The following is a 26,086-nucleotide window of genomic DNA, read 5'->3' as shown; positions in this document are numbered from 1 at the left end:
GCTCATCGTCTTTGCACCACCATGCGGAATTTGCCGGCTTCCGTGGTCTCGGACTGCAACAGGGTGTTGCCGGTCTGGCGGCAGAATGCACTGAAATCGCCTGGCGCACCGGGATCGGTGGCAATCACCTCGAGCGTCGTGCCGCTCGCCATCCCGGCCAGCGCCTTTTTCGTCCGCAGAATCGGCAGCGGGCAGTTGAGGCCGGAAAGATCTAGGGTTCTGTCGGGCTGCATCTCGGTTATCCTCAACCATTCACGTTACAATAATGATGTGTAGTTTACGATGTGTGGCTCGCCACACCCAAACCAAAGTCGGCCATAATCATGTGCGTTATTGCTTTTGCCTATAAAATGCCGTCACTCGGTCAGCTGGTTCTTATCGCCAATCGCGACGAGTATTATGCCCGTCCCAGCGCGCCGCTCGACTGGTGGGAAGACCACCCCGGGACACTGGGCGGACGCGACTTGCAGGCGGGCGGCAGCTGGCTGGCGGTCGATGTGCGCGGGCGCTTTGCCGCGGTGACGAATTTCCGCGAAGGGTATGCCCGGACCGGAGAACGCTCGCGCGGCGAACTGGTCGAACGCTTCGTGACCTCGGATATGGAGCCGCTGGCCTTTGCCGGGTGGCTCAAGGAAGAATGCGCCCATTATGCCCCATTCAATCTGTTGTTCGGACAAGTCAGCGATTTGTTCCATTTTCACAGCCGGGGAGCGCGGCTGGAACGTGTGACGCCGGGGATACATACCCTGTCCAACGCAACGCTGGACACGGCGTGGCCGAAATGCGTGCGCCTGGCCGACCACCTGCGCGACTTGCGCCGACCGCCGACTGACGATCAGGCTTTTGGCTGGCTGGAGGACACCACTGCGGTGCCTGCGCATGCGCTGCCCAATACCGGCGTCGGCTCGGCGCTGGAGCGCGCGCTGGCTCCGGTATTCGTCCAGCACCGCGATTACGGCACCTGCGCCTCCATGCTGGTCACCGTATCGGCGCGAGGGGATGTCGCCTTCGCCGAACGACGCTTCGGCCTGGCCGCACGCGAAACGGGACGCCGTCGTTTTACCCTGCGCCCGGGGCAAGCCGTCCCGGCTGCGCGTTAATTCAGGAGAGAGTTTTGAAGCGATTGCTGTTTCTTGCCGCGCTGGCGCTAGCCAGTGCGGCCCAGGCTTCGTCGGACACGATGAAGCGCTTCGTCAACCCCAACTATGTCTTCGAGGAGGACAAGGTCTGGGAAGAAGCGAGCTACGAGTTGCCGGCTTACCCGACGCAAGCGAACTGGGTCGGATTTTTCGTACCGCTGGACCAGACCTTCGATTACTCCATCGATGCCAACACCCTGGCGCTGGGTAGCGACGGCGTACTGCGCATGACCGTGCGCGCCGTCAGCAAGAAAGGCGCCGTCAACCTCAGCTACGAAGGCCTGCGCTGCGACGCGCGCACACTGCGCGTGTACGCCTTCGGCGATACCATCAATCATCGCTGGATCGAATCGCGCAAGTCGGCATGGCGCCGCCTGACCCCGGATGACACCGTCCGGGTGCGCCTGCGCTCGGACATGTGTCCGGACGGGCAAGTCCCGAGCTCGACCGAACGCGCGCTCGAACTGCTGAAGAAGTCCCCCTGGCTGTAAACCCTCGCCTGGCGTCCTTCCGCTACGGCTGTTGCCGGGCGAGCGCCGCTCGTCCGGCAGCCAGGCGCCGCCCTAGCGCGTGCGCCGGTTGCTCGACCCAACGATGGAACAGTATGGCCGCGATGAAGATCAGCGGAAGCGCCAACGCCACGCACAGCCAGGTCGGCTGTCCGTTCAGCAGATGCAACATGGCGGCCAGAACCAGGATATGCACGAGGTACAGGCTGTAGGATATCTTGCCGAGGAAGACAAACAGCCTGCGGTTCAAAAATGCGGAAACGCCCGGGTGATGCACGGCCAGCGCGATAAGGACGGCTGCCGCCAGCCCCACCCCCCAGTCTTCGATGAAGCTGCCGTAATCGGTCAGGCTCTGCCATCTCATCTTCTTCGGCAGCGAGTACAGCACGTCGGAGTAGACATACAGGGTGAGCCCCGCAACCAGCAGGTAGCCGGTCTGCCGCCTGCTCAGCGCAGCCAGCAGGGGCGCGAGCGCGGGCGCATGCCGGCACAGCAGCGCGCCGACGAGGAAAAACAGCAGGTAATGCGCACTGTATAAATAGCTGTTCTTGAATCCGATAACCGGGTCCAGCCCCGCACTGCTCGCCCCTGCGGCCGCAAGCGACAGCACGCCGCAGGCCAGCAGGGCCTGGCGCCACGACAGCGTTCGCACCATCCAGATGAAAGCGGGAAAGATCAGCGCAAAGCGCATCTCGTGCACGAGCGACCAGATCACCACATCGTAGGCATCCGTATTGAAATTGCCGAGCACGATGGCATGGCTTGCCAGCAGGCTCCAATCGACCCGCTGCGGCCACAGCTTGGCAAGAAACGGCTGGGTTGCCGCCGCTGCCGGGTCGTATACCAGCCACGACAGCAGCAGAGCGCTGGCGATGGCCGCCAGATAGGGCAGATAGATACGGCTCAGCCGCGTGAGGAGAAAGCGGCCGTAGGGCACGCCGTCCTGGCTGCGGCAGTAAGGCGCGCTGAGCACGTAGCCGCTGAGCACAAAGAACAGGATGACCGACTCGCCCCCCGCCCACAGCAGGCGCATGGGGGTCAGGTCGAGCCAGATGTGGTGGACGAAAAAGACGCCATGGATATGCGAGAAGACGACGACTGTCGCCGCCAGTCCGCGCAGGGCATCCAGAGACTTGATTCTGTTCACGCCGGCTCCCGTGAATCCGCGGCAGCGCCGCCGGGCGCTGCCGTTTCATCGAATGATTTAAACAGGTTTCACAGAAGCATAAAGGAAGGTACGTGCGGGCGGAGTAAAAAGATCAGGCAAAACGCTCAGACAAAGGACTGGTTTTCCGGTTTTGCGGGCGGCCGCTTCACTCGCGGGCCCAGTGCCCCGATTTGCCGCCGCGCTTTTCCAGCAGCCGCACGCCGCCGATTTCCATTCCCCGATCCACGGCCTTGCACATATCGTAGATCGTCAGCAGGCCGACATTGACGGCGGTCAGCGCTTCCATCTCGACCCCGGTCTGGCCCACGCATTCTGCCGTCACGCGGAGTCTGACCGCCGATTCCGCAGTCAGCACCTCGAACTCGGCGGCGACGCGGGTCAGCGCGACCGGATGGCATAACGGAATCAGCTCGGCGGTACGCTTCGACGCCATGATGGCGGCGATGCGCGCGATCCCGAGCACGTCGCCTTTCTTGTGATTGCCGGCTTCGATCAGGGCCAGGGTCGGCGCCTGCATGCGAATCAGGCCTTCGGCGACCGCGACTCGCACCGTCGCCGCCTTGGCCCCGACATCGACCATATGCGCCTGACCGGCCGCGTCGAAATGGGTGAATCCGGACATGGGCTTTCTCGCTCTCGAATCGCGTCAGTGACGCAGGCGCCACAGCGTCCACAGCAGCAGTATCGCTGCCAGCGCGATGCCGCTGCGGCGGATCTGCCGCCAGGTGCGCGGCAGAATATCGCTGGATGCATCGCGGGCATGCCGGATCAGAGCGATGCCGAATGCCAGCATTGTCGCGTACAACCAGAATTTGACCAGCCAGTACATCGTCAAATCACCTCGGGCAAGCGATGAAAACTCGACGGCACCTCGGAAGGATCCCGGAAAGACACATACTCCCAGGCATCCGGCGTCGCCAGCAACTCGCGCAGCAAGCTATTGTTCATCGCATGTCCCGACTTGTGGCCGGAAAAAGCGGCGATAAGGGGATGACCGACGATATACAGGTCGCCGATGGCATCGAGTATCTTGTGGCGCACGAACTCGTCCGGGAAGCGCAAGCCTTCCGGATTGAGGACGAACTCATCGTCGATCACGATAGCATTCTCGAGATTTCCGCCTTTGCCGAGACCATGATTGCGCATGTACTCGACTTCGTGCATGAAACCGAAGGTCCGCGCGCGACTGATTTCATCGATATAGGAATGCTTGGCAAAATCCACCGTCACGTTTTGCGGCGCGAGATTGAAGGCCGGGTGATTGAATTCGATCGACAGGTTCACGATGAAACCGTCGTACGGCTCCAGCCGCACCCACTTGTCGGCGTCCCGGACTTCGACCCTGCGCTTGACCCGGATGAAGCGCTTGGGCTGGCTCTGGTCGACGATGCCGGCCGATTGCAACAAATAGATAAAGGGGGCGGCGGACCCATCCATGATCGGTATTTCCGCCGCCGTCACTTCGACGATCAGGTTGTCTATCCCCAGACCGGCCAAAGCCGACATCAGGTGCTCGATGGTGCCGACACGCACGCCGGTCGGATCGACCAGCGTGGAGGAGAGGCGTGTATCGTTCACCAGCGAAGGTTGCGCTTTTACCGATACCGGCTCGGGCAAGTCGGTACGGCGAAAGATGATCCCGGTGTCGGGGGGCGCCGGCAGCATGGCCAGGCGTACCCTTTCCCCGGAGTGCAACCCTACACCCGTGGCGCTTATCGCGTGTTCCAGCGTGCGCTGTAAAATCATGTCGTGCTTTCAGCCAGTCGGGGACGAGCCGATTCTAGCACAGCGGCAAGGTGTGCTTTATTGAATGCTCCTGCTCCCTCTATAGCCTGTCTCTATCAGTCGGCCTGCTTGCGCAAGAAGGCGGGAATATCGAACGACTCGCTGACCTCGGGGTTCGAGAAGTCCATCGACGTGTTTCCGCGCCGCCCACGCTGACGCATGATCGCCGGCGTATCGAAATCATCGTAGTTCAACACTTCGACCGGACGGTCATCGGTGCCGGTTTTGACGATCTTGATATACTCGGGCCGCTCTTCGCCGCGTCCGCTTGGTTTTTTGCCGAGGCCGGTCGCAATGAGGGTCACGCGGATCGTGTCTTCCGGAATATCCTCGACTTCGGCGGTGCCGAACTTGATCTGCGCATCTTCGTCGGCGTACTGGCGAATGATGGACATGATCTCGCGGTACTCGCTCATTTTCAGGCAACCCGGAGCGGTGGAGATATTCACCAGGACGCCGCGTGCGCCTTCGAGCGTGATGTTGTCCAGCAACGGGCTGGCAACGGCTTGTTCCGCCGCGACGCGCGCGCGGTCGATACCGGCGGCATAAGCCGAGCCCATCATCGCCAGGCCCATCTCGCCCATCACGGTGCGGACGTCGGCAAAGTCGACATTGATCAGGCCCGGGCAGGTGATGACTTCGGCGATGCCGGCCACCGCGCCCTTGAGCACGTCGTCGGCCGCGCGGAACGCTTCGCGCATGGTCACGTCGTCGCCCAGAACTTCCATCAGCTTCTCGTTCGGGATCACGATCAGGGAATCGACATGACGCTTGAGATCGTCGATGCCGGATTGCGCGACTTTCAGGCGCTTGCCTTCATGATCGAACGGGCGCGTCACCACGCCGACGGTCAGGATGCCCATTTCCTTCGCCACTTCGGCCACCACCGGCGCCGCACCGGTACCGGTGCCGCCGCCCATGCCCGCCGTCACGAACACCATGTTCGCGCCGCGCAGCGTGTCGGCGATGCGTTCGCGATCTTCCAGCGCCGCATTGCGACCGACTTCGGGATTGGCGCCGGCGCCGAGTCCCTTGGTCAGGTTCGTCCCGAGTTGCAGCTTGATCGGAGCACGATTGCGCTTCAGCGTCTGCGCATCGGTATTGGCGCAGATGAACTCGACGCCCTGGACTTTGCCATCGATCATGTTATCGATGGCATTGCAACCGCCGCCGCCAACGCCGATGACCTTGATGACGGCTTCTTGAGCCGCATCCTGCATTACTTCGAAAACCATTCCGCTCATTTTTCTCTCCTCTATCAAAGATGAGCTTCAACCGGATTCAATCACTTCGCCCGAAACGATCGACTATCAAAAATTACCTGCAAACCACGCCTTCATGCGCGACAACAGCTGGCCCACGCCCGCCGTGTCCGCCTTGCTCGACCCGCTGCCCTGCACTTGATCCTTGCCGTACAGCAGCAAGCCGACGCCGGTTGAAAACCGCGGCGTCTTCACAACCTCGGACAGGCCTCCGACATACTTGGGTACGCCAATGCGCACCGGCATGTGGAACACCTCCTCGGCCAGTTCCGCCATGCCCGGCATCAGGCTGGCGCCACCGGTCAGAACAATCCCCGAGGACAACATTTCTTCGAAACCGCTGCGGCGCAGCTCCTGCTGCACCAGCTGGAACAATTCTTCGACCCGCGGCTCGATCACTTCGGCCAGGGTGGCGCGCGACATCTGGCGCGGACCGCGTTCCCCGACGCCGGGGACTTCAATCATCTGTCCCGGATCGGCCAGGCTGACCAGGGCGACCCCATGCTGGATCTTGATGTCCTCGGCCTCCTTGGTCGGAGTGCGCAAGGCCATCGCGATATCGTTAGTGATCTGGTCACCCGCGATCGGAATCACGGCGGTATGGCGAATAGCCCCGTTGGCATAGACCGCCAGATCGGTGGTGCCACCACCGATATCGATCAGGCATACCCCCAGATCCTTTTCGTCTTCCGACAAAACCGCGATCGCCGACGCCATCGGCTGCAGCACCAGATCGGAGACTTCCAGCCCGCAGCGTCGCACGCATTTGGTCACGTTCTGTGCAGCCGATACCGCGCCGGTCACGATGTGCACCTTCGCTTCGAGGCGGACGCCGCTCATTCCCAGCGGCTCGCGCACGCCTTCCTGACCATCGATGCTGTACTCCTGGGTCAGGATGTGCAGCACCTGGTGATCGGGCGGAATCGTCACGGCGCGCGCGGTCTCGATCACGCGGTCGATATCCATCTGCGTGACCTCGCGATCCTTGATCGCCACCATGCCGTGTGAATTCACACTCTTGATATGGCTGCCGGCAATGCCGGTGAAGACCTCGTGGATCTTGCAGTCGGCCATCAGTTCGGCCTCTTCCAGCGCGCGCTGGATGGCCTGCACCGTCGATTCGATGTTGACCACCATCCCGCGCTTGAGACCGCGCGAGGGGGCGTGCCCCATCCCGACGATATTGAGCTGACCGTCTTCGAGGACCTCCGCGACAATCGCCACGATCTTCGACGTGCCGATGTCGAGGCCAACCAGCATGTTCTTACTTTCCTTCGGTTTGCTCACCTGTCGCTCCAAAGCGATTACTTCTGACCTTGCGCCGGCGGGGCCTTGTAATCGGGCATCCGCACGGCAAATCCATTCGGGTAGCGCATATCCACGTATTCGATGTGGAAGGGCAGCGCCGCCAACTTTCCTTTCCAGTGCGTCGCGAAGCGGGTGGCGCGAAGTTCGACATTTCCGCGTCCCAGTTCGATGCGCACCCCGTTATCCAGCGCCACGCTCCACGCACGACGGTCGGACAACCAGATCGTCACCGGCTTGAGGCCGGCAACCGCAAACACCTGGCGCAGACGCGCCAGCATGTCGCTCATTTCTTTTTGTGCACCAGCCGGCCCGTACAGCAGCGGCAGCGTCTCGCCACTCGCGGCGTCGAACCACTCGCCACGTACGTCGACGAGCCCGTTTTCGCCCCAGCGCGCCAGTGCCACATGCTCATCCACCGTAATCAGCAGCGAGTCGGGCCAGCGGCGCCGGACCTGGGCTTCCCTGACCCACGGCAATTTGCCGAAAACCGCGCGGGTCTTATCTATGTCCATGGTAAAAAACGTTCCGGACAGCTCGTGCTCGGCGATGAATCTGAGCTGCTCGGGCGTTACGCGCTTCATATCTCCGCTGATCTGGATTTTCTTGACCGCAAACAGGGGCGAATGCGTGAGCCAGTACCCCGCGGAATACACCAGCATTGCCAGGGCGATGAGCAATAAAACATTCGCCACCCCCCTCAGAATTTTTGGGCTATCCCACATGCGCCATATCCAGGATGGCGAGACAGAGGTCCTCGTAGCTCATGCCTTCGGCACGCGCCGCCATGGGAACCAGACTGTGACTCGTCATACCCGGAGCCGTATTCACTTCCAGCAAATACGGCTTTCCCGCGTCATCAACCAGGAAGTCGACCCGGCCCCAGCCGGTACCGCCCAGCACGTTGAATCCGACCAGCGCTAGGCGCCGCATTTCGTCCTCTGCCTCTTTGGACAGGTCCGACGGGCAACGATATACGGTATCGTCGCGGAAATACTTGGCCTGATAGTCGTAAAACTCGGTCGCCGGCTCGATCTTGATCGTCGGCAGCGCGCGTTCGCCGATCACCGCGCAGGTATACTCGCCGCCGCCGATATAACGCTCCGCGATCACCAGCGGGTCGTAGCGACGGGCCTCGGCGAAGGCCGCCGCCAGCTCGCCCGGTGCCTTGACCTTCGTCACGCCGATACTCGAGCCCTCGGTCGCCGGCTTGACGAACAGCGGCAAGCCCAGCTCGGCCTCGATGGCGGCAAAATCGCTGTCCGCGGTCAGCAGCACGAATCCGGGTATAGGCAGGCCGGCCCCCTGCCACAGCAGCTTGCTGCGCCATTTATCCATTCCGATCGCCGAGGCCATCACGCCGCAACCGGTATACGGAATACCCATGGTTTCCAGCGCGCCCTGCAGGGTGCCATCCTCGCCGAACGGGCCATGCAGGGCGATGAATACGCGTTCGAATCCCTCCGCTTGCAACGCTGCCAGCGGTTTCTCCGACGGGTCGAAAGCATGCGCGTCGACTCCGCGGGACTGCAGCGCGCCCAGCACGCCCTGCCCGCTCATCAGCGACACTTCTCGCTCCGAGGAGCGTCCACCCATCATTACTGCGACTTTACCGTACTGCTTCATTCTTCCGTCCTTGCCCTCGGGTCAGCCCAATGCGACCACTTTGGCGGCCACGCCGCCGATCGAGCCCGCGCCCATGGTCAGTACCACGTCGCCGTCCCGCACCGTATCGATAATGCTCTGCGGCATGTCGCCGATCGCCTCGACGAATACCGGTTCCACTTTGCCGGATACCCGGATCGCCCGCGCCAGCGCGCGACTGTCGGCCGCCACGATGGGCGCTTCGCCCGCCGGATAGACTTCGCCCAGCAACAGGGCGTCGACACCGCCCAGTATTTTTACGAAATCTTCGAACAGATCCCGGGTCCGGGTGTAACGGTGCGGCTGAAAAGCCAGCACCAGCCGCCGCCCCGGAAACGCGCCGCGCGTCGCCGCCAGCGTCGCCGCCATCTCCACCGGGTGATGGCCGTAATCGTCGATCAGAGTGAAATGCCCGCCCCCCTTGACCGGAACCTCGCCGTAGCGCTGGAAACGGCGGCCGACGCCGGCGAACTGCGCCAGGCCCTGCTGGATGGCGGGCACGTCGCAACCGCACTCCAGGCCCATGGCGATGGCCGACAGGGCATTGAGCACGTTGTGCCGCCCCGGCAGGTTGAGCACCACCGGGAAGCGCTCGCCCCCCGCACGTTTCAGCACCACATCGAAGTGCATCTGCCCGGCCACCGCACGCAGATCGTCGGCGTAGATATCGGCCGAATCGTCCAGTCCGTAGGTCGTGACCGGCTTGGTGATCGCCGGCAATATTGCCCGCACGTTCGGATCGTCGACGCACAAGGCGGCACAACCGTAGAACGGCAAGCGCTGCAGGAAGTCGACAAAGGCCTGCTTCAGTTTTTCGAAATCATGACCATAGGTATCCATATGGTCGGCGTCGATATTGGTCACCACCGCCATCACCGGCGTCAGGTACAGAAACGACGCATCCGATTCGTCGGCCTCGGCCACCAGAAAGTCGCCGCGCCCGAGACGGGCATTGGTTCCCGCTGCGGTCAGACGCCCGCCGATGACGAAGGTCGGGTCCAGCCCCGCCGCAGCCAGAATCGAGGCCACCAGACTCGTGGTCGTCGTCTTGCCGTGGGTGCCGGCAATGGCGATGCCTTGCTTGAAGCGCATCAACTCGGCCAGCATCATCGCGCGCGGGATCACGGGAACATGGCGTGCCTTGGCGGCCAGCACCTCGGGGTTGTCCGCTTTCACGGCGGTCGAGGTCACCACCACATCGGCGTTTTCGATATAGGTCGCGTCATGCCCGAAATGCACGTCGGCGCCCTGCTCGACCAGACGCTTGGTCGCCACGTTATCGGCCATGTCCGAGCCCGACACACGATAGCCGAGGTTGAGCAGGACTTCAGCGATGCCGCACATGCCGACACCACCGATTCCAACAAAATGAATATGCTTGACTCTGTTTTTCATTACCGTTCACTTGGCTGGGCCACCCACCGGGCGGCCATTTCAATACTGCGTCAGCGACTCGCACACATCGGCGACGCGACTGGCGGCATCGATGATGGCGAGACTCCGTGCGCTGCGTGCCATCTGCAGGCACTCGTCGCGCGTCAAATTCAGGATCAGCTGCGCCAGGCCTTCCACCTCGAAAGCATCCTGGGCGATCAGTTTCGCCGCACCGGCATCGGCCAGATAGCGCGCATTGCCGGTCTGATGGTCGTCCACCGCGTGCGGGAACGGCACCAGAAGGCTGCCGACGCCGACGGCGGCCAGCTCCGCCACCGTCAGGGCGCCCGCGCGGCAGATCACCAGATCGGCCCGCCCGTACTCGGCGGCCATATCGTCGATGAAGGCGCGGCAATCGGCATCCACTCCCGCCGCCGCATAGTTCTCGCGCAAGGCGTCGATCTGCTTCACTCCGGCCTGGTGCACCACCAGTGGCCGCAGGTCAGGCGCTATCCGCGCCAGCGCCGCCGGCACCCTCTCGTTGAAGACTTTCGCGCCGAGACTGCCGCCGACGACCAGCAGGCGCAGGCGACCTTCGCGTCCCGCAAAGCGCTGCTCGGGCGCGGCGACGGCGGCGATTTCCGGTCGCACCGGATTGCCGACCAGGCCCTCGCGTCCGGGAAACGCGCCGGGAAAGGCAAACAGGGTCCGGCTGGCGATACGCGACATCAGGCGATTGGTCAGCCCGGCCACCGAATTTTGTTCATGCACGACCAGGGGACGGCCGAGCACGCGGCTCATCAGCCCGCCGGGAAAGCCGGTATAGCCGCCAAAACCGATCGCCACATTCGGACGATGACGCAGGATCACCGCCGTCGTGGCGCACAAGGCCCCGGTCAGCATGAACGGCAGCGACAGCCAGCGCTTGATGCCATTGCCGCGCATCCCGGCGATTTTCACGGTCTCGATGGCGTAACCATGCTGCGGCACCAGCCGGGTTTCCATGCCGCCGGCGGCGCCGAGCCAGATCACCTGCCAGCCGCGCCGGCTCAGTTCTCCGGCCACGGCGAGGCCCGGGAATATATGCCCGCCGGTACCGCCCGCCATGATCATCACCGTTTTGTTCGCCATGTCTTTCATCCTGGCGCGGAACACGCCCGCCGCCCTATCCTTCTCAGTTTTTGTAACCGCGCATGATGCGCCGGTTCTCGTAATCGACGCGCAATAACACGGCGACCGAAATCAGATTGAACATCATGGCCGAACCGCCGAACGACATCAGCGGCAGGGTCAGGCCCTTGGTCGGCAGCAAGCCCATATTCACCCCGATGTTGAAGAAGGTCTGGATACCGAGCCAGATGCCTATCCCCTGCGCCACCAGCGCCTGGTAGTAGCGCTCGAGCTTCTTCGACTCCACGCCGATATGGAACGCGCGCCGCACGATCCAGGCATACAAGCCGATCAGGATGCAGATCCCGACGAAACCGAATTCCTCGGCGATCACCGCCAGAATGAAGTCGGTATGCGCCTCGGGCAGGTAAAACAATTTTTCCACGCTCGCGCCGAGTCCGACGCCAAACCACTCGCCGCGCCCGATGGCGATCAGCGAATGCGACAGCTGGTAACCTTTGCCGTAGGGATCGTCCCACGGGTCCATGAAGCCGAGCACCCGCTTGAGCCGGTACGGCGACGATACGATCAGCAGGGCGATCGCCACGACCGCCATCGCGGCCAGGCCGGAGAAGATCCGCATATTGATGCCGCCCAGAAACAGCAAGCCCATGGCGATGCTCATCACGACCATCAGCGCGCCGAAGTCCGGTTCGCGCAGCAGCAGGAAGGCCACCACCACCATGGCGGCGAACATCGGCAAAAAGCCCTCCTTCAGGCTGTGCAGCTTATGCGTCTTGCGCACCGTGTAATCCGCCGCGTACAGCACCGTGGCCAGCTTGACGACTTCCGAGGGCTGCAAATTGATCACCACCAGCGAGATCCAGCGCCGCGAGCCGTTGACCACACGCCCGATGCCGGGAACCAACACCAGCACCAGCAATACAATGCCGAGCAGGAATACCTTGCTCGAATACTTCTGCCAGAACGCGGTCGGGATCTGGAAAGCGACATACCCGCCGCTCAGACCGATCACCAGAAACACGAGGTGGCGGATCAGATAGTAGTAACGGTTCTGCGTCGACGCATCGCCCTCGGCATAGGCGATGGACGCCGAATACACCATGACCAGGCTGATCGACAACAGCAGGGCGATGGCCCAGGCCAGCGCCTCGTCGATCGGCTTGGTCGGCGCATAGCGCTTCACGCCCGCCATATTCATTTCCCCGACTCCGCGGCCAGGGCCTTGACCGTTGCAATAAACACGTCGGCCCGCTCCTTGTAGTTGCGGAACATGTCGAGACTCGCGCACGCGGGCGACAGCAGGACGACGTCGCCTGCCTGCGCATAAGCCGCCGCCGCGCGCGTGGCCGCAGGCAGGTCGGCGCAATCGCACAGTTCGACCCCGCTATCCGCCAGCGCCGCGCGAATCTTGCCGGCGTCGCGTCCGATCAGGACCACTGCGCGCGCGATGCGGCGACAGGCCGGCGCGAGCGGAGCAAAATCCTGTCCCTTGCCGTCGCCGCCGGCGATCAGGACCACCGGCCGCGTCATGCCGTACAGCGCCGCCTCGGTCGCGCCGACATTGGTTCCCTTCGAGTCATCGATATAACGCACACCGCCGACGTCGGCGACAAATTCGACCCGGTGCGGCAAGCCGGTAAATGTTTCCAGCGCAGCCAGCAAGGTCGCCCGCTCGAGGCCGATCGCCTCGCACAACGCGAGAGCCGCCAGTGCGTTGGCGGCGTTATGCAGGCCCTGCAAGCTCATGCGGCGGATATCGAAGACCGGCTCGCCGGCTATCGTCAACCAGTGGCTGCCATCGCTCTCGACCAGGCTGTATTCGGCCGCCGCATTCAACGCAAAGCCCGTTACCGTACGGCCGGCGCGCTGCATCGCGCGCACCAGCGTGTCGTCCAGATTCAGCACTTGCACGCCGCTGCCGTTGAATACCGCGCTCTTGCTATGCGCGTAGTCCAGCAGATCCTGGTAGCGGTCGAGGTGGTCCTCTGAAATATTCAGGACCGTTGCCGCCGCCGCGTTCAGGCTGCTCGTGGTTTCCAGCTGGAAGCTGGACAATTCGAGCACCCATACGTCGGGTCGGCTGGCAGCGGCTTCGCGCAGGGACAAGGCCTCCAGCACCGGCAGGCCGATATTGCCGGCGACTTCGACGTCCAGTCCGGCGGCCGCGCACAAATGACCGACCAGCGTGGTCACGGTACTTTTGCCATTGGAACCGGAAATCGCGATCACGCGACTTCCGTCCCCCGCGATCGCTCGTGCGAGCAATTCGATATCGCCCACGACTTCCCCGCCGCGGCGACGGTAAGCCGCGATCTCGGGTGTGGCCAGCGGCACGCCCGGGCTGGTCACCAGCAGGTCGGCGTCGGCGAAGCTGGTCTCGTCGAACGGGCCTGCACGCAAGACGACACCCGGCAGCTCGCGCGCAAGCGCGTCCGCGTTTGGCGGCGACGTGCGGCTGTCGGCGACCGTGACTCGTGCCCCATGCGCCAGCAACCAGCGCGCGGCAGACAGTCCGGTGTCGCCGAGACCGACAACGACGATGTGAGCTTTATCGAATCGCATCATTTCCTCAACGCAGCTTGATGGTGGACAGGCCGGCCAGCACCAGCATCATGGTGATGATCCAGAAACGCACCACCACTTGCGTTTCCTTCCAGCCTTTCAATTCATAGTGGTGATGCAAAGGCGCCATGCGGAACACGCGCTTGCCGGTCAGCTTGAACGATGCGACCTGAATCATCACCGACAGCGCTTCCATCACGAACAGCCCACCCATGACGAACAACACGATTTCCTGGCGCACGATGACGGCCACCGCCCCCATCGATGCCCCCAGGGCCAGCGCCCCGACATCGCCCATGAACACCTGGGCCGGATAGGCGTTGAACCACAAAAAGCCGAGGCAGGAACCGCAAATCGCCGCACAGAACACCGCCACCTCGTGCGCGCCGGGAATGAACGGCAGGCCGAGGTAATGCGAGAACACCGAGTGGCCGGCGATGTAGGCGAAAATCGCCAGCGCGCCCGACACCATGACCACAGGCAGCGCCGCCAGCCCGTCCAGGCCATCGGTCAGGTTGACCGCATTGGACGTGCCGACAATGACCAGATACGTAAGCACGCAAAACCCGACAGCACCGAACGGATACACCACATGCTTGAAAAAGGGCACGATGAAGTCGGTCGATGCCGGCAGGCTGGCGGTCCCCACCAGAAACACGCCGGCGGCAATGGCGATGAAGGACTGCCAGAATATCTTCATCCGCGCCGAAATCCCCTTGGGGTCGCGATAGACCACCTTGCGCCAGTCGTCGTAAAAGCCGAGCGCACCGGTACCGAACATGACCGCCAGCAACAGCCAGATATATTTGTTGTGCAAGTCGGTCCACAGCACGGTGGTGATGCCGACCGACATCAAGATCAGGGTCCCGCCCATGGTCGGCGTCCCCGCCTTGACCAGATGAGTCTGTGGTCCATCCGAGCGAACCGCCTGTCCGACCTTCAGCTGCGTCAGCTTGCGGATGACCCATGGCCCCATGCACAGGGAGATCGCCAACGATGTCAGCGATGCCAGCACCGCGCGCAGCGTTACATAATTGAAAACATTAAAAGCGCGGACATAATGCGCAATCCACTCCGCCAACCAGACCAGCACGTCAGACTCCCTCTTTATGGCGCGTGCCAAGGTGCTCGATCACGCGCTCCATGCGCATGAAGCGCGAGCCCTTGACCAATACCGTGGCCGTTGCCGGCAAATGACCGTCCAGATAGGCGGTCAACTCTTCAATCGTCGCGAAATGCTCGGCCCCGGCTCCAAAAGCCGAGACCGCGTGCCGGCTTAGCTCGCCCAGCGCCAGCAGGCGTTCCACACCGCAGATGCGTGCGTGGGCGCCGACTTCGGCGTGCAGCGCGGGAGCCGTCTCGCCCAGCTCCCCGATATCTCCCATGACAAACCAGCGCGGCGCAGCGGCCGAGGCCAGTACATCGAGCCCGGCTTTCATCGAGTCCGGGTTGGCGTTATAGCTATCGTCGATCAACACGGCGCCGTTGGCGGCATGCGAATACTGAAGTCGTCCCTTGACCCCCTTGATCGCGGCCAGGCCGCGCGCGATGGTCGCGGCGTCGATGCCGACGGCGTGGGCGAGCGCGCTGGCGGCCAGCGCGTTGCGCACGTTGTGCACGCCCGGAGCCGGCAGCCGCACCGCGACACCGCCTGCGGGCGTCACCACGTCGAACGTGCTCTCGCGCGGGCTCAGCGTGATATCGCGGGCGTGGACATCGCCGCTGTCCAGACCGAAGGCGAGCTGGCGCTTGCCGGCGGCCAAATCGCAGAACAGCGCGTAGTTGTCATCGTCGCGGTTCAGTACCGCCACGCCGGAGGCGGACAGGTCCTCGAAAATTTCGGCCTTCGCGCGGGCGATGCCTTCGACACCGTCGAAACCGCCCAGATGGGCGCGCAGGGCATTGTTCACCACCACCGCATCGGGGCGGGCGATGCCTCCCAGATAACGGATCTCGCCGGGGTGGTTCATTCCCATTTCGATCACCGCGAAGCGATGGCGCGAGTTCAGCCGCAGCAGCGTCAGCGGCAGCCCGATATCGTTGTTGAAATTGCCCTGCGTCGCCAGCACCGCCTCGTCGCCGACGGCGGCGCGCAAAATGGCGGCCAGCATTTCCTTGACCGAGGTCTTGCCGTTGGAACCGGTCACGCCGATCAGCGGCAGGCTGAAGCGGGCGCGCCAGCCGGCGGCCAGGCGGCCGAGCGCCAGCCGCGTGTCCTCGACGCAAATCACGGATGCCCCTTCGCAAGCCGGCGAAACGGTGCTCACCATGACCGCCGCGCCGCGCGCGACGACATCGGCGACAAAATCATGGGCGTCGAAGCGTTCGCCCTTGAGGGCGACAAACAGATCGCCCGCCGCGGCGACACGGCTGTCGGTCACCACGCGCCGCAGCGCGAGGTCGGGGCCGTGTGCTTGACCGCCGGCGAGGCGGGCCGCTTCAATCAGGCTGAACATCATGTGCCTTTCCCCAATCGATCAGGGCCTGTTCGGCGACGCGGAAGTCCGAGAACGGGCGCTTCACCCCATTGATCTCCTGGTATTCCTCATGTCCCTTGCCGGCGATCAGCACGATGTCGCGCGCGCCGGCCTCGCCTATCGCCCATTGGATCGCGCGCGCGCGGTCGATTTCCACGTGCCCGGGATGGCTCATTCCTGCCAGCACATCGTCGATGATCGCTCGCGGATCTTCCGTGCGCGGGTTGTCGCTGGTCAGTACCGCTACGTCGGCGATGCGCTCGGCAATGCCGCCCATCAGCGGGCGCTTGCCGCGATCGCGGTCGCCGCCGCAACCGAATACGCAGAACAGCCGTGATTCGGCAGTGCGGATTTCGGACAGCGTGCTCAGCGCTTTCTCCAGCGAATCGGGCGTATGCGAGTAATCGATGACGATCAGCGGCTCGTGCACGCAACCGAGCTGCTGCATGCGGCCGCGCGCCGGCTGGATCTGGCCGAGCACCCGTGCGGCATCGGCCAGTGTCACGCCGTTCGCGCACAGGGTCGCCAGGCAGGCCAGCAAGTTGGACGCATTGAAACGGCCGAGCAAAGGGCTGCGCACGTCGACATCGCCCCATGGCGTCGTCACCCGCATCGCCAGCCCTTCCAGCGAAGCCGTCAGGGTCAGCGGCCGGATATCGCCCTGAAACAGGCCGTAGGCAAAAACCTGGGTTTCGCTGGTATCGATGCCAGCGGCCAGACTGCGGCCGAAGGCGTCGTCGACGTTGATTACCGCATTCTTCAGACCTTCCCAGTGGAACAGGCGGGCCTTGGCGGCGCCGTAGGCATCCATCGTCTGGTGATAGTCGAGGTGATCGCGCGTCAGATTGGTAAACAGGGCCGTCGAGAAGGAGACGCCATTGACCCGCCCCTGGTCGAGGCTGTGCGACGAGACTTCCATCGTCACCGTATAAGCGCCCTGGCGACGGTATTCGGCCAGCTTGTGCTGTATGGTCACCGGATCGGGTGTGGTATGCGAGGTCGACTTCAATTCACCGTAGAAACCGTTACCGACAGTTCCGATCAGGGCGGCCTTGCGGCCGAGCAGGGTATAGGCCTGCGCGAGCCAGTGCGAAATCGACGTCTTGCCATTGGTGCCGGTGATGCCGATGGTCAGCAATTCCTGGCTGGGATGGCCGTAGACATGGCTGGCGATCAGACCGGCGCGGTCATGCAATTGCGCCACCGCCAGATTGGGGACCTTCCAGCCATCGTTCCACACGAAGCCGCCGGCCGGATCCCACAGTACCGCCACCGCGCCATTGGCCAGCGCCATCGGAATATAGTCGCGACCATCCGCGCCAAGGCCCGGACAGGCGAGAAACACATCGCCCGCCAGCACGCGCCGGCTGTCGGACTCGACGCGCTTGATGGCGACGCCCAGTTGTTCGAGTTGCACCGGATCCCAGTCCGGCAGCGGAGTCATGCGGCTTTTCATTTCCCTGATCTTTAAAAGTCCGCTGGTACCGGCGTGGATTCCGGTAGCAAGGTGTTGTTAAAAGGTTCGTCGGGCTGCACATTCAAAATGCGCAAGGCGCCGCCGGCAACCTTGGAAAAGACGGGGGCCGCCACCGCGCCGCCGTAATACTTGCCGGCGGTAGGTTCGTCGATCATGACGGTCACAACCAGTCTGGGTGCCTTGCCCGGGGCGAAGCCCATGAACAAGGCACGGTGTTTGTCGGCGACATAGGTCCGGCCTTCGAGCTTGCGCGCGGTTCCGCTCTTGGCGCCGATGCTATAACCGATGATGCGGCCGCCGACGGCGCCGCCGCCGGGCTGGCTGTTCGCGATCAGCAGGTCGCGCATTTCGTCGGCGGTCTTTTCGCTCAGCACGCGCCGGCCGGGCATCGGGTTATTGGTCTTGTACAGCGACACCGGCAGCAGAACGCCGCCGGTCGTGAAAATGGTGTAGGCGCGCGCCATCTGCAGCAGGCTGACCGACAGACCGTAGCCAAAGGACATGGTGGCCTGCTCGATCGGCCGCCAGCTCTTCCAGTCGCGCAGGCGGCCGGCGGCTTCGCCAGGGAAGCCGGTGTCCGGGCCTCGGCCGAAGCCGAGCGAATCGAGATAGTTCCAGTAATTCTGCGGCGAAACCATGAGCGCCAGTTTGCTGGCGCCGACGTTGCTCGACTTCTGGATCACACCGAGAATGTCGAGGTGGTCGGAGTCGGCGACATCGTGAATCCGCGCCGGGCCGATGAAGTAGGGATGCGTGTCGAGCACGGTATGCGGCGTCGCCTTGCCTTCTTCCAGCGTCAGCGATATCGACAGCGGCTTCATGGTCGAACCGGGTTCGAACAGATCGATCACGCCGCGATTGCGCAACATTTCCGGCGTGGTCCCGACCCGGTTGTTCGGGTTGTACGAGGGATAGTTGGCCAGTGCCAGCAACTCGCCGCTCTTGGCGTCCAGTACGATCACGCTGCCGGCCTTGGCCTTGTTTTCTTCGACCGCCGCTTTGAGTTCGCGGTAGGCCAGATACTGTATGCGGTGATCGATGGCCAGCATCAGGGTCTGGCCATCGTGTGGCGGTTCGATGGCGCCGACGTCTTCGATGATCTGGCCGCGGCGATCCTTCAGGACCACGCGCCGGCCCTTGGACCCCGCCAGCATCTTCTCGCGCGCGAGCTCCACCCCTTCCTGTCCCTTGCCGTCGACCCCGGTGAAACCGATTATCTGCGCCACAATTTCGCCGGCCGGGTAGAAGCGCCGGTATTCCTGCTGTTTGGCAATCCCCGGGATGCCGAGCGCCATGACCTTGTCGGCGATTTCAGGATTGATCTGACGCTTGATATAGACGAATTCGCGCTTGCGCTCCGACAGCTTGCTGTCGAGCTCCTCCGGCGACATATCGAGCAGGCGCGCCAGTTCGCGCTGCTTGGCCGGCGGCACCGGATCCATATCGGCCGGGCTGGCCCAGATGGTCTGCACGGGGGTGCTGATCGCCAGCGGCTCGCCATTGCGGTCCGAGATCACGCCGCGGTTGGCTTCCAGCACCATCGCGCGGCGAAAGCGGGCATCGCCCTGATTGACGAGGAAATCCTGTTGCACGACCTGGAGATAGACGGCCCGTCCGATCAGCGCGGCAAACAGCGCGCCTATCGCTCCCAGCACCACGCGCACGCGCACCGGCGTCATGCGCAGCGCCGGGCTCGCCTGGGCGAGAGTGGAGCGACGGACCCCCGAATGGCCTCGCATCACGCACCGCCTCCGGGGCTGATCACCTGAACCTGGCGCGGATCGGGAGTGTGCATGTCGAGCCGGGTTTCCGCGGCGTGCTGGATCAGCGCATGCGCGCCCCAGGTGCTTTGCTCGAGCATCAACTGGCCGTACTCGACGTCCAGCTGCTGCTCCGATTTCTGTTCTTTCTGCAGATCGCTGTACAGCTTGCGCGAGACGTACTGCGAGGTCACCACCGACCAGGAGGCGACCACGAGAATGGCGAGCAGTACCGCGTTGAGCCGATTCATGCGGCCACCTCGCGCCACGGTCCCGGCGTACGCCGGGCCACCCGCATGATCGCGCTGCGCGCGCGCGGATTGGCGCCGAGCTCTTCGTCCCCGGCCCGCACCGGCTTGCCGACTACGGCCAGCGGGGCTTCGTCGAGATCGCTCGCCCGCACGACCACCCATGCCGGCAGCGTATCCGCCGTGCTGGCCGCGCGCAGATACTGCTTCACGATGCGGTCTTCGAGAGAATGAAAACTGATTACCGCCAGCCGCCCGTCCGTCGTCAGCCGTCGCGCCGCCTGGGGCAGTACCGCCTTCAGCTCTTCCAGTTCGCGGTTAATGAAAATACGGACGGCCTGGAAGGTCCGCGTCGCGGGGTCCTGACCTGGTTCGCGAGTACGGACGTTTTGCCCAACGAGCAGGGCGAGCTCGCGTGTGGTCGTGAGGGGAGCGAGCTCCCGTTGCGCAACAATGGCTGCTGCGATCTTGCGAGCAAACCGCTCTTCACCATAAGTCTTGATGACCTCCCTGATTTCGGCCTCGTCCGCACTGGCGAGCCATTGTGCGGCCGTGATTCCGCGCGTCGTGTCCATCCGCATGTCCAAGGGCGCGTCGAAGCGGAAGCTGAAGCCGCGACTGCCGTCGTCGATCTGCGGCGAGGACACGCCCAGATCCATCAATACACCGTCCACCCGGTCGATGCCGAGGCGGTCCAGTTCCTGGTCGAAGGTTTCGAAACCATTGTGAACCAGGGTAAAACGCGCATCTTCGCTCGCCAGGGCGCGGGCCGAGGCGATCGCTTGCGGATCCTTGTCGAAGGCGATGAGACGGCCCTGCGGGCCGAGCTCCGACAGAATGAGTCGGCTATGGCCGCCGCGTCCGAAGGTGCAGTCGACGTACACGCCATCGGACTTGATGGCGAGCGCCGCTACCGCTTCGGGCAATAGCACCGTATGGTGCACAAAGGCTGTCACAGCGTGAAATCTCCAAGGTGCGAGGCCAGATCGGCCGGATCGAGGGCGAGGGCCTCGTTGGTAACGTCGTCCCACTGCGCGGCATTCCACAACTCGAAACGGTTGCCCATGCCGACCAGCGCGACTTCATGGTCGAGCTTGACCAGTTCGCGCAGGCGGGCCGGCAGCAGAATGCGGCCGGCGGAGTCCATTTCCAGCGTATCGGCATGACCGAGCACCAGACGTTGATACCTTTTAAGCACGGGGTTGCCGCTGGGCAGTGCGAGAAGCCGGGCTTCCACCGGACGCCAGTTCGGCTCCGGATACAGCAGCAAATGATCAGGCGACTCGAGGGTGGCGACCAGCTTGTGGCCAAACGCAGACAACAGCGTCTCCCGGTGCCGGGCCGGAATGGCCAGGCGCCCCTTGCTGTCGAGAGACACGATGCTGACACCACCAATCATGATTTCCGTGCGTCGTCCTGGTTAGCGTTACTTTTCTCCACTTTCGCCCACTTTACCCCACATTCCGCCACTATAAGAAAGAAGACGAGTCGGGTCAATATCAACGACAAGCAAATCACCTTTTGCGACAAAGACTTAGGGAATGAGGGGAGGAATATTATTTCAGCCAAATCAGTGGCTTAAATTCATCACTCAAAGTGCGGTATGAATTGGGAAAAAACAGACAATTTTTCATGATGGCTTTAAAACAAAGGCGGCACTTGATAGTGCCGCCTTTGTTCATTTAAATTACAACTATCAAGCAGTTAATTTTTTCTTCAGAATCTCCAGGGCCTGAGCCGGATTGGCCTTGCCTTTGGATGCCTTCATCACCTGCCCCACCAGCGCATTGAGCGCCTTTTCCTTGCCGGCCCGGAACTCTTCCACCGAGCGCGCGTTGGCGGCAATCACTTCATCGACGATGGATTCGATCGCACCGCTGTCGGTAATCTGGCGCAAGCCCTTGGCCTCGATGATGGCATCGGCGCTGTCCGCGCTCTCCCACATCAGTTCGAACACATCCTTGGCGATCTTGCCGGAGATGGTGTTGTCGACCAGACGCGCGAGCAGGCCCGCCAGACGACCGGCATCGAGCGGGCAGGCCGCGATGGACAGGCCGGCCCGATTGAGGCGGGCGGCGATTTCGCCAGCGACCCAGTTCGCAGCCAGTTTGCCCTGCCCCGAAGCGCGGGCAACCTCCTCGAAATAGGCCGCCAGTTCGCGGCTCGAGGTCAGCAGATCGGCGTCATAGGCGGACAGGCCGTATTCGCTCATGAAGCGGCCCTTCATCGCCGACGGCAGTTCGGGCATTGCAATGCGTTCGGCCTCGATCTGCGCTTCGCTGATCCGAACCGGCAACAGATCAGGATCGGGGAAGTAGCGGTAATCGTGCGCATCTTCCTTGGAGCGCATCGAGCGCGTCTCGCCGCGATCGGGATCGTACAGGCGGGTTTCCTGCACCACGCGCCCGCCATCCTCGATCAGCTCGGTCTGACGCTGCACCTCATACTGGATGGCCGCCTCGAGGAAACGGAAGGAGTTGAGGTTCTTGATCTCGCAGCGCGTGCCGAACTCGGCCTGCCCGAACGGACGCACCGAGACATTGGCATCGACGCGAAACGACCCCTCCTGCATATTGCCATCGCAGATGCCGAGCCAGGTCACGAGCGAATGCAGGGTCCGGGCATAGGCGACGGCTTCCTCGCCGCTGCGCATGTCCGGCTCGGACACGACCTCGAGCAGGGGCGTGCCGGCGCGGTTGAGGTCGATGCCGGTCATGCCGTGAAAATCCTCGTGCAGGGATTTGCCGGCGTCTTCCTCAAGGTGGGCGCGGGTCACGCGTATCCGCTTTTCTTCATCGCCGACCTGAATGGTCAGATGGCCGCCTTCCACGATGGGCAGATCCATCTGGCTGATCTGATACCCTTTCGGCAGATCCGGATAGAAGTAATTCTTGCGCGCGAACACATTCTTGCGGTTGATATTCGACCCAAGCGCCAGCCCCAGACGGATCGCGCGGCTCACCGCCGCGCGATTGAGCACGGGCAGCACCCCCGGGTAGGCCAGTTCGACCGCCGAAGCCTGGGTATTGGGCTCGGCGCCGAACGCCGTCGACGCTCCGGAAAAAATCTTGGATACGGTGGAAAGCTGCACATGCACTTCCAGACCGATGACGACTTCCCATTTCATCGTTTGCTCACTCTCGTTCTGTTAAAGCGCCGGAACACGCCGATGCCAGTCGGTCGCCTGCTGGAAGCGATGCGCGACATTCAGCATGCGCGCTTCGTCGAAGTAGTTACCGATGATCTGCAAGCCTATCGGGCGGCCGTTGGCGGCAAAGCCGGCCGGCACACTCATGCCGGGCAGCCCGGCGAGATTGACGGACAAGGTATAGATATCGGACAGGTACATCTGCAGCGGATCGTCGGCGTTCGCCCCCAGGTCGAAGGCGGCCGTCGGCGCCACCGGGCCCAGGATGACATCGCAGGATTCGAACGCGGCCTTGAAGTCGTCCGACACCAGCCGGCGGATTTTCTGCGCTTTCAGATAATAGGCATCGTAATAGCCATGCGACAGCACATAGGTGCCGACCATGATGCGGCGCTTCACCTCGCGGCCGAAGCCCTCGGCCCGCGTGCGTTCGTACATGTCGACCAGATCCCGATACTCGGCCGCGCGGTGGCCATAGCGCACCCCGTCGTAGCGGCTGAGGTTGGTCGACGCTTCGGCCGGCGCAATCACATAGTAGGCCGGGATAGACAATTCGGTGTTCGGCAGGCTGATATCGACGACTTCGGCGCCCAGCTTTTTCAACTCGGCGACAGCCGCTTCGACGACGCGCGCCACATCGGCCGACAGTCCGTCCGCGAAGTATTCGCGCGGCAGGCCGACGCGCAGGCCGGCAAGCGAGTCGCCGAGTTTGCGGGTGTAATCCTCCCCCGTGCGCTCGACGCTGGTCGAATCGCGCTCATCGAAGCCGGCAATGGTATTGAGCATCAACGCGCAATCTTCCGCGGTCTGCGCCATCACCCCGCCCTGATCGAGCGAAGAGGCAAAAGCGACCATGCCATAGCGACTGACCACGCCGTAGGTCGGCTTGAGGCCGGTGATGCCGCAGTGCGATGCCGGCTGCCGTATCGACCCCCCCGTGTCGGTCGCGGTTGCGGCCGGTGCGAGGCGGGCCGCTACCGCGACTGCCGAACCGCCGGACGAACCGCCGGGAATGGCGTTGCGATCCCAGGGGTTGCGCGCCGGACCGTACCACGAATTTTCGGTGGACGAGCCCATGGCAAACTCGTCCATATTCGTCCGCCCCAGCGTCACCAGGCCCGCCTGTGCGCAACGCTCGATGACATGCGCGTCGTAAGGGGAAATGAAGTTGTCGAGCATGCGGGACCCGCAGGAGGTCTTCCAGCCCTGCTGGCAGAAGATATCCTTGTGCGCGACCGGCACCCCGGTCAGGAGCCCCGCTTCGCCGCGCGCGCGCACGGCATCGGCAGCGCGCGCCAGTTGCAGGCTGCGCTCGCGGTCGACGGTGATGAATGCGTTGAGCAGCGGGTTGGCCGCCTCGATGCGGTCAAGGTAGAGGCCTGCGAGCTCTTCGCTGGAAATGGCTTTGGCCGCAAGCTGCTGCGACAGCGCCTTGAGCGTGGAGTTAATCATGTCGTAATCAATTTCCGGGTAAATACGGGGACGGGATCCAACGACGCGCACCCGTCTATTCGATAACCTTGGGAACCAGGAACAGCCCGGCCTCGGCTTGCGGCGCGATGGCCATGAAGGCATCGCGACGGTCCGGTTCGGTCACGATGTCCTCGCGCAGGCGCAAGGCGCTGTCCTGCGGGTGCGTCATCGGCTCCACCCCATCGGTGTCGATGGCCTGCATTTTGGCGATCATGTCGAAGATGGTATTGAGTTGGGCACCCACGGCATCGATTTCATCGTCGGAGACATTGATTCGAGCAAGTTTGGCGATGCGCGCGACATCCTGATGCGTCAGTGACATGGCGATCTCTCTAAAACCTTTAATATTTCAAGTTTTATAGGGTATCATAGCCCGTTTGATTCACCCAAGATCGACACGCCATAACGACGGAAAATTTGCAGGGTCCGCGCCGCTAACGTTTTTAACGGCGCGCACTCGATATTATCGCGCCGGGATGGTAAAACACTGTTCACTCGGGTTTTGCGGGCCAAGGCCCGGGGATTTACGGGCTCGTGCCCGGCGCCCGAATAATGGAAACTGACCAGGATCGCCCAATGTTTCGTTCGCTAACCGGATATTTTTCGAATGACCTCGCCATTGACCTTGGCACCGCCAACACGCTGATCTACATGCGCGGCAAAGGCATCGTACTTGATGAACCCTCGGTGGTTGCCATCCACAACGATGCGCCCACCAACAAGAAGTCGATCCTCGCCGTCGGACTGGAAGCCAAGAAGATGCTGGGTCGCACCCCGGGGTCGATCCAAGCCATCCGGCCGATGAAGGATGGCGTGATCGCCGACTTCACCGTCACCGAGCAGATGCTCAAGCAGTTCATCAAGAAAGTCACCCCCAGCCGTTTCTTCTCCGCCAGCCCCCGTATCGTCATCTGCGTCCCCTGCGGTTCGACCCAGGTTGAACGTCGTGCGATCAAGGATTCGGCCCTGGCCGCCGGCGCACGCCGCGTCGAGCTGATCGAAGAACCGATGGCGGCAGCGATCGGCGCTGGCCTGCCGGTGGAAGAACCGACCGGCTCCATGGTCGTGGACATCGGCGGCGGCACGACCGAAGTCGGCGTGATCTCGCTGGGCGGCGTCGTGTATTCCAACTCGGTCCGCGTCGGTGGCGACAAGTTCGACGAAGCCATCATCAACTACATCCGTCGCAACTACGGCATGTTGATCGGCGAGACCACCGCCGAAGAGATCAAGAAGACGATAGGCTCCGCCTTTCCGGGCGCCGAAGTCCGCGAAATGGAAGTCAAGGGCCGCAATCTGGCCGAGGGCATCCCGCGCGCGTTCACCGTTTCGTCCAACGAGATCCTCGAAGCGCTGACCGAGCCGTTGAACCAGATCGTATCCGCCGTCAAGATCGCACTGGAACAGACCCCGCCGGAACTGGGCGCCGATATCGCGGAAAAGGGCATGGTCCTGACCGGTGGTGGCGCCCTGCTGAAAGATATCGATCGCCTGCTGGCCGAAGAAACCGGCCTGCCGGTCTTCGTCGGCGAAGAGCCGCTGACCTGCGTCGTACGCGGCTCGGGCAAAGCACTGGAAAAAATGGACAAGATCGGTACCATTTTCACCAACGTACCGTAAT

General features: G+C 62.9%; 26 protein-coding genes. 3 read left to right on the top strand and 23 right to left on the bottom strand.

The window, feature by feature from the left end; translation table 11 throughout:
* Nucleotides 1-2: 2 nt before the first annotated feature.
* Complete coding sequence (locus G520_RS0117170) at nt 3-233, bottom strand: sulfurtransferase TusA family protein (protein ID WP_028536726.1); 231 nt, start codon at nt 231-233, stop codon at nt 3-5.
* 90 nt (nt 234-323) lie between these two features.
* On the opposite strand from G520_RS0117170, the gene G520_RS0117165 reads away from it, so the two are divergent.
* Together G520_RS0117165 and G520_RS0117160 are read left to right on the top strand one after the other, a co-directional pair.
* Nucleotides 324-1,100 carry an NRDE family protein gene (locus G520_RS0117165; RefSeq protein WP_028536725.1) on the top strand — a complete coding sequence of 259 codons (777 nt, stop codon included), beginning with the start codon at nt 324-326 and terminating at the stop codon, nt 1,098-1,100.
* Nucleotides 1,101-1,114: 14 nt separating this feature from the next.
* Complete coding sequence (locus G520_RS0117160) at nt 1,115-1,630, top strand: CNP1-like family protein (RefSeq protein ID WP_028536724.1); 516 nt, start codon at nt 1,115-1,117, stop codon at nt 1,628-1,630.
* A 22-nt stretch (nt 1,631-1,652) separates the two neighbouring features.
* Here the strand turns inward: G520_RS0117160 and G520_RS0117155 are convergent, their stop codons facing one another.
* The 22 genes from G520_RS0117155 to gatC form a co-directional block, all read right to left on the bottom strand.
* The gene (locus G520_RS0117155) at nt 1,653-2,795 is read right to left on the bottom strand and encodes an acyltransferase family protein (protein ID WP_028536723.1); all 1,143 of its coding nucleotides are present in this window, start codon (nt 2,793-2,795) and stop codon (nt 1,653-1,655) included.
* A 166-nt stretch (nt 2,796-2,961) separates the two neighbouring features.
* Complete coding sequence (gene moaC, locus G520_RS0117150) at nt 2,962-3,438, bottom strand: cyclic pyranopterin monophosphate synthase MoaC (protein WP_028536722.1); 477 nt, start codon at nt 3,436-3,438, stop codon at nt 2,962-2,964.
* A gap of 24 nt (nt 3,439-3,462) precedes the next feature.
* Nucleotides 3,463-3,651 (bottom strand): hypothetical protein, encoded by a 189-nt coding sequence (locus tag G520_RS0117145; RefSeq protein WP_156877010.1) that lies wholly within the window; start codon nt 3,649-3,651, stop codon nt 3,463-3,465.
* Nucleotides 3,648-4,559, bottom strand: coding sequence for a UDP-3-O-acyl-N-acetylglucosamine deacetylase (gene lpxC, locus G520_RS0117140; RefSeq protein WP_028536720.1), 912 nt, complete (start codon nt 4,557-4,559; stop codon nt 3,648-3,650). The genes G520_RS0117145 and lpxC overlap by 4 nt, the downstream gene beginning before the upstream one ends.
* A 98-nt stretch (nt 4,560-4,657) precedes the next feature.
* Complete coding sequence (ftsZ, locus tag G520_RS0117135; protein WP_028536719.1) at nt 4,658-5,845, bottom strand: cell division protein FtsZ; 1,188 nt, start codon at nt 5,843-5,845, stop codon at nt 4,658-4,660.
* Between the two features lie 66 nt (nt 5,846-5,911).
* Entirely contained in the window at nt 5,912-7,123 is a 1,212-nt protein-coding gene (gene ftsA, locus G520_RS0117130) for a cell division protein FtsA (RefSeq protein ID WP_211222867.1), read from the bottom strand.
* 44 nt (nt 7,124-7,167) lie between these two features.
* Nucleotides 7,168-7,893 (bottom strand): cell division protein FtsQ/DivIB, encoded by a 726-nt coding sequence (locus G520_RS0117125; RefSeq protein WP_028536717.1) that lies wholly within the window; start codon nt 7,891-7,893, stop codon nt 7,168-7,170.
* Entirely contained in the window at nt 7,883-8,794 is a 912-nt protein-coding gene (locus G520_RS0117120) for a D-alanine--D-alanine ligase (protein ID WP_028536716.1), read from the bottom strand. The genes G520_RS0117125 and G520_RS0117120 overlap by 11 nt, the downstream gene beginning before the upstream one ends.
* Nucleotides 8,795-8,815: 21 nt before the next feature.
* Entirely contained in the window at nt 8,816-10,207 is a 1,392-nt protein-coding gene (murC, locus tag G520_RS0117115; protein WP_028536715.1) for a UDP-N-acetylmuramate--L-alanine ligase, read from the bottom strand.
* A gap of 39 nt (nt 10,208-10,246) precedes the next feature.
* Nucleotides 10,247-11,317 carry an undecaprenyldiphospho-muramoylpentapeptide beta-N-acetylglucosaminyltransferase gene (gene murG, locus G520_RS0117110; protein ID WP_246542700.1) on the bottom strand — a complete coding sequence of 357 codons (1,071 nt, stop codon included), beginning with the start codon at nt 11,315-11,317 and terminating at the stop codon, nt 10,247-10,249.
* 43 nt (nt 11,318-11,360) lie between these two features.
* Nucleotides 11,361-12,518: a putative lipid II flippase FtsW gene (gene ftsW / locus G520_RS0117105; RefSeq protein WP_211222866.1), complete on the bottom strand. Its 1,158-nt coding sequence runs from the start codon at nt 12,516-12,518 to the stop codon at nt 11,361-11,363.
* Nucleotides 12,515-13,882 (bottom strand): UDP-N-acetylmuramoyl-L-alanine--D-glutamate ligase, encoded by a 1,368-nt coding sequence (murD, locus tag G520_RS0117100; protein ID WP_028536712.1) that lies wholly within the window; start codon nt 13,880-13,882, stop codon nt 12,515-12,517. Before murD ends, ftsW begins: the two co-directional genes overlap by 4 nt.
* A gap of 7 nt (nt 13,883-13,889) precedes the next feature.
* Nucleotides 13,890-14,975 carry a phospho-N-acetylmuramoyl-pentapeptide-transferase gene (mraY, locus tag G520_RS0117095; protein ID WP_028536711.1) on the bottom strand — a complete coding sequence of 362 codons (1,086 nt, stop codon included), beginning with the start codon at nt 14,973-14,975 and terminating at the stop codon, nt 13,890-13,892.
* A gap of 1 nt (nt 14,976) precedes the next feature.
* A complete protein-coding gene (locus G520_RS0117090; RefSeq protein ID WP_028536710.1) occupies nt 14,977-16,338 on the bottom strand; it encodes a UDP-N-acetylmuramoyl-tripeptide--D-alanyl-D-alanine ligase in 1,362 nt (453 codons plus the stop codon).
* The gene (locus G520_RS0117085) at nt 16,322-17,815 is read right to left on the bottom strand and encodes a UDP-N-acetylmuramoyl-L-alanyl-D-glutamate--2,6-diaminopimelate ligase (RefSeq protein WP_028536709.1); all 1,494 of its coding nucleotides are present in this window, start codon (nt 17,813-17,815) and stop codon (nt 16,322-16,324) included. Before G520_RS0117085 ends, G520_RS0117090 begins: the two co-directional genes overlap by 17 nt.
* Before the next feature lie 11 nt (nt 17,816-17,826).
* Complete coding sequence (locus G520_RS0117080) at nt 17,827-19,575, bottom strand: peptidoglycan D,D-transpeptidase FtsI family protein (protein WP_028536708.1); 1,749 nt, start codon at nt 19,573-19,575, stop codon at nt 17,827-17,829.
* A complete protein-coding gene (gene ftsL / locus G520_RS0117075; RefSeq protein ID WP_028536707.1) occupies nt 19,575-19,847 on the bottom strand; it encodes a cell division protein FtsL in 273 nt (90 codons plus the stop codon). Before ftsL ends, G520_RS0117080 begins: the two co-directional genes overlap by 1 nt.
* Entirely contained in the window at nt 19,844-20,800 is a 957-nt protein-coding gene (gene rsmH, locus G520_RS0117070) for a 16S rRNA (cytosine(1402)-N(4))-methyltransferase RsmH (RefSeq protein WP_028536706.1), read from the bottom strand. Before rsmH ends, ftsL begins: the two co-directional genes overlap by 4 nt.
* On the bottom strand, nt 20,797-21,243 hold the full coding sequence (gene mraZ, locus G520_RS0117065) for a division/cell wall cluster transcriptional repressor MraZ (RefSeq protein WP_028536705.1): 447 nt from the start codon (nt 21,241-21,243) through the stop codon (nt 20,797-20,799). Before mraZ ends, rsmH begins: the two co-directional genes overlap by 4 nt.
* 297 nt (nt 21,244-21,540) lie before the next feature.
* A complete protein-coding gene (gene gatB, locus G520_RS0117060) occupies nt 21,541-22,971 on the bottom strand; it encodes an Asp-tRNA(Asn)/Glu-tRNA(Gln) amidotransferase subunit GatB (RefSeq protein ID WP_028536704.1) in 1,431 nt (476 codons plus the stop codon).
* A gap of 21 nt (nt 22,972-22,992) precedes the next feature.
* On the bottom strand, nt 22,993-24,444 hold the full coding sequence (gene gatA, locus G520_RS0117055; protein WP_028536703.1) for an Asp-tRNA(Asn)/Glu-tRNA(Gln) amidotransferase subunit GatA: 1,452 nt from the start codon (nt 24,442-24,444) through the stop codon (nt 22,993-22,995).
* A 55-nt stretch (nt 24,445-24,499) separates the two neighbouring features.
* Nucleotides 24,500-24,787 carry an Asp-tRNA(Asn)/Glu-tRNA(Gln) amidotransferase subunit GatC gene (gatC, locus tag G520_RS0117050; protein ID WP_028536702.1) on the bottom strand — a complete coding sequence of 96 codons (288 nt, stop codon included), beginning with the start codon at nt 24,785-24,787 and terminating at the stop codon, nt 24,500-24,502.
* 254 nt (nt 24,788-25,041) lie between these two features.
* On the opposite strand from gatC, the gene G520_RS0117045 reads away from it, so the two are divergent.
* On the top strand, nt 25,042-26,085 hold the full coding sequence (locus G520_RS0117045; protein ID WP_028536701.1) for a rod shape-determining protein: 1,044 nt from the start codon (nt 25,042-25,044) through the stop codon (nt 26,083-26,085).
* The last annotated feature ends 1 nt before the right edge of the window (nt 26,086 follow it).

Source organism: Paludibacterium yongneupense DSM 18731 (assembly GCF_000422925.1).
Taxonomy (GTDB): Bacteria; Pseudomonadota; Gammaproteobacteria; order Burkholderiales; family Chromobacteriaceae; genus Paludibacterium; species Paludibacterium yongneupense.
Note: the sequence above shows the minus strand (reverse complement) of the source record. Positions and strands in the feature narration are given on the sequence as shown.

Excerpts from the sequence above, each read along its gene's own strand:
- G520_RS0117170 (WP_028536726.1), bottom strand. The coding sequence starts at position 233 with ATGCAGCCCGACAGAACCCTAGATCTTTCCGGCCTCAACTGCCCGCTG.
- G520_RS0117165 (WP_028536725.1), top strand. The coding sequence starts at position 324 with ATGTGCGTTATTGCTTTTGCCTATAAAATGCCGTCACTCGGTCAGCTG.
- moaC (WP_028536722.1), bottom strand. The coding sequence starts at position 3,438 with ATGTCCGGATTCACCCATTTCGACGCGGCCGGTCAGGCGCATATGGTC.
- ftsZ (WP_028536719.1), bottom strand. The coding sequence starts at position 5,845 with ATGAGCGGAATGGTTTTCGAAGTAATGCAGGATGCGGCTCAAGAAGCC.
- ftsA (WP_211222867.1), bottom strand. The coding sequence starts at position 7,123 with ATGCTGGTTGGCCTCGACATCGGCACGTCGAAGATCGTGGCGATTGTC.
- G520_RS0117125 (WP_028536717.1), bottom strand. The coding sequence starts at position 7,893 with ATGTGGGATAGCCCAAAAATTCTGAGGGGGGTGGCGAATGTTTTATTG.
- G520_RS0117120 (WP_028536716.1), bottom strand. The coding sequence starts at position 8,794 with ATGAAGCAGTACGGTAAAGTCGCAGTAATGATGGGTGGACGCTCCTCG.
- murC (WP_028536715.1), bottom strand. The coding sequence starts at position 10,207 with ATGAAAAACAGAGTCAAGCATATTCATTTTGTTGGAATCGGTGGTGTC.
- murG (WP_246542700.1), bottom strand. The coding sequence starts at position 11,317 with ATGGCGAACAAAACGGTGATGATCATGGCGGGCGGTACCGGCGGGCAT.
- ftsW (WP_211222866.1), bottom strand. The coding sequence starts at position 12,518 with ATGAATATGGCGGGCGTGAAGCGCTATGCGCCGACCAAGCCGATCGAC.
- murD (WP_028536712.1), bottom strand. The coding sequence starts at position 13,882 with ATGCGATTCGATAAAGCTCACATCGTCGTTGTCGGTCTCGGCGACACC.
- G520_RS0117090 (WP_028536710.1), bottom strand. The coding sequence starts at position 16,338 with ATGTTCAGCCTGATTGAAGCGGCCCGCCTCGCCGGCGGTCAAGCACAC.
- G520_RS0117085 (WP_028536709.1), bottom strand. The coding sequence starts at position 17,815 with ATGAAAAGCCGCATGACTCCGCTGCCGGACTGGGATCCGGTGCAACTC.
- G520_RS0117080 (WP_028536708.1), bottom strand. The coding sequence starts at position 19,575 with ATGCGAGGCCATTCGGGGGTCCGTCGCTCCACTCTCGCCCAGGCGAGC.
- ftsL (WP_028536707.1), bottom strand. The coding sequence starts at position 19,847 with ATGAATCGGCTCAACGCGGTACTGCTCGCCATTCTCGTGGTCGCCTCC.
- mraZ (WP_028536705.1), bottom strand. The coding sequence starts at position 21,243 with ATGATTGGTGGTGTCAGCATCGTGTCTCTCGACAGCAAGGGGCGCCTG.
- gatB (WP_028536704.1), bottom strand. The coding sequence starts at position 22,971 with ATGAAATGGGAAGTCGTCATCGGTCTGGAAGTGCATGTGCAGCTTTCC.
- gatA (WP_028536703.1), bottom strand. The coding sequence starts at position 24,444 with ATGATTAACTCCACGCTCAAGGCGCTGTCGCAGCAGCTTGCGGCCAAA.
- gatC (WP_028536702.1), bottom strand. The coding sequence starts at position 24,787 with ATGTCACTGACGCATCAGGATGTCGCGCGCATCGCCAAACTTGCTCGA.
- G520_RS0117045 (WP_028536701.1), top strand. The coding sequence starts at position 25,042 with ATGTTTCGTTCGCTAACCGGATATTTTTCGAATGACCTCGCCATTGAC.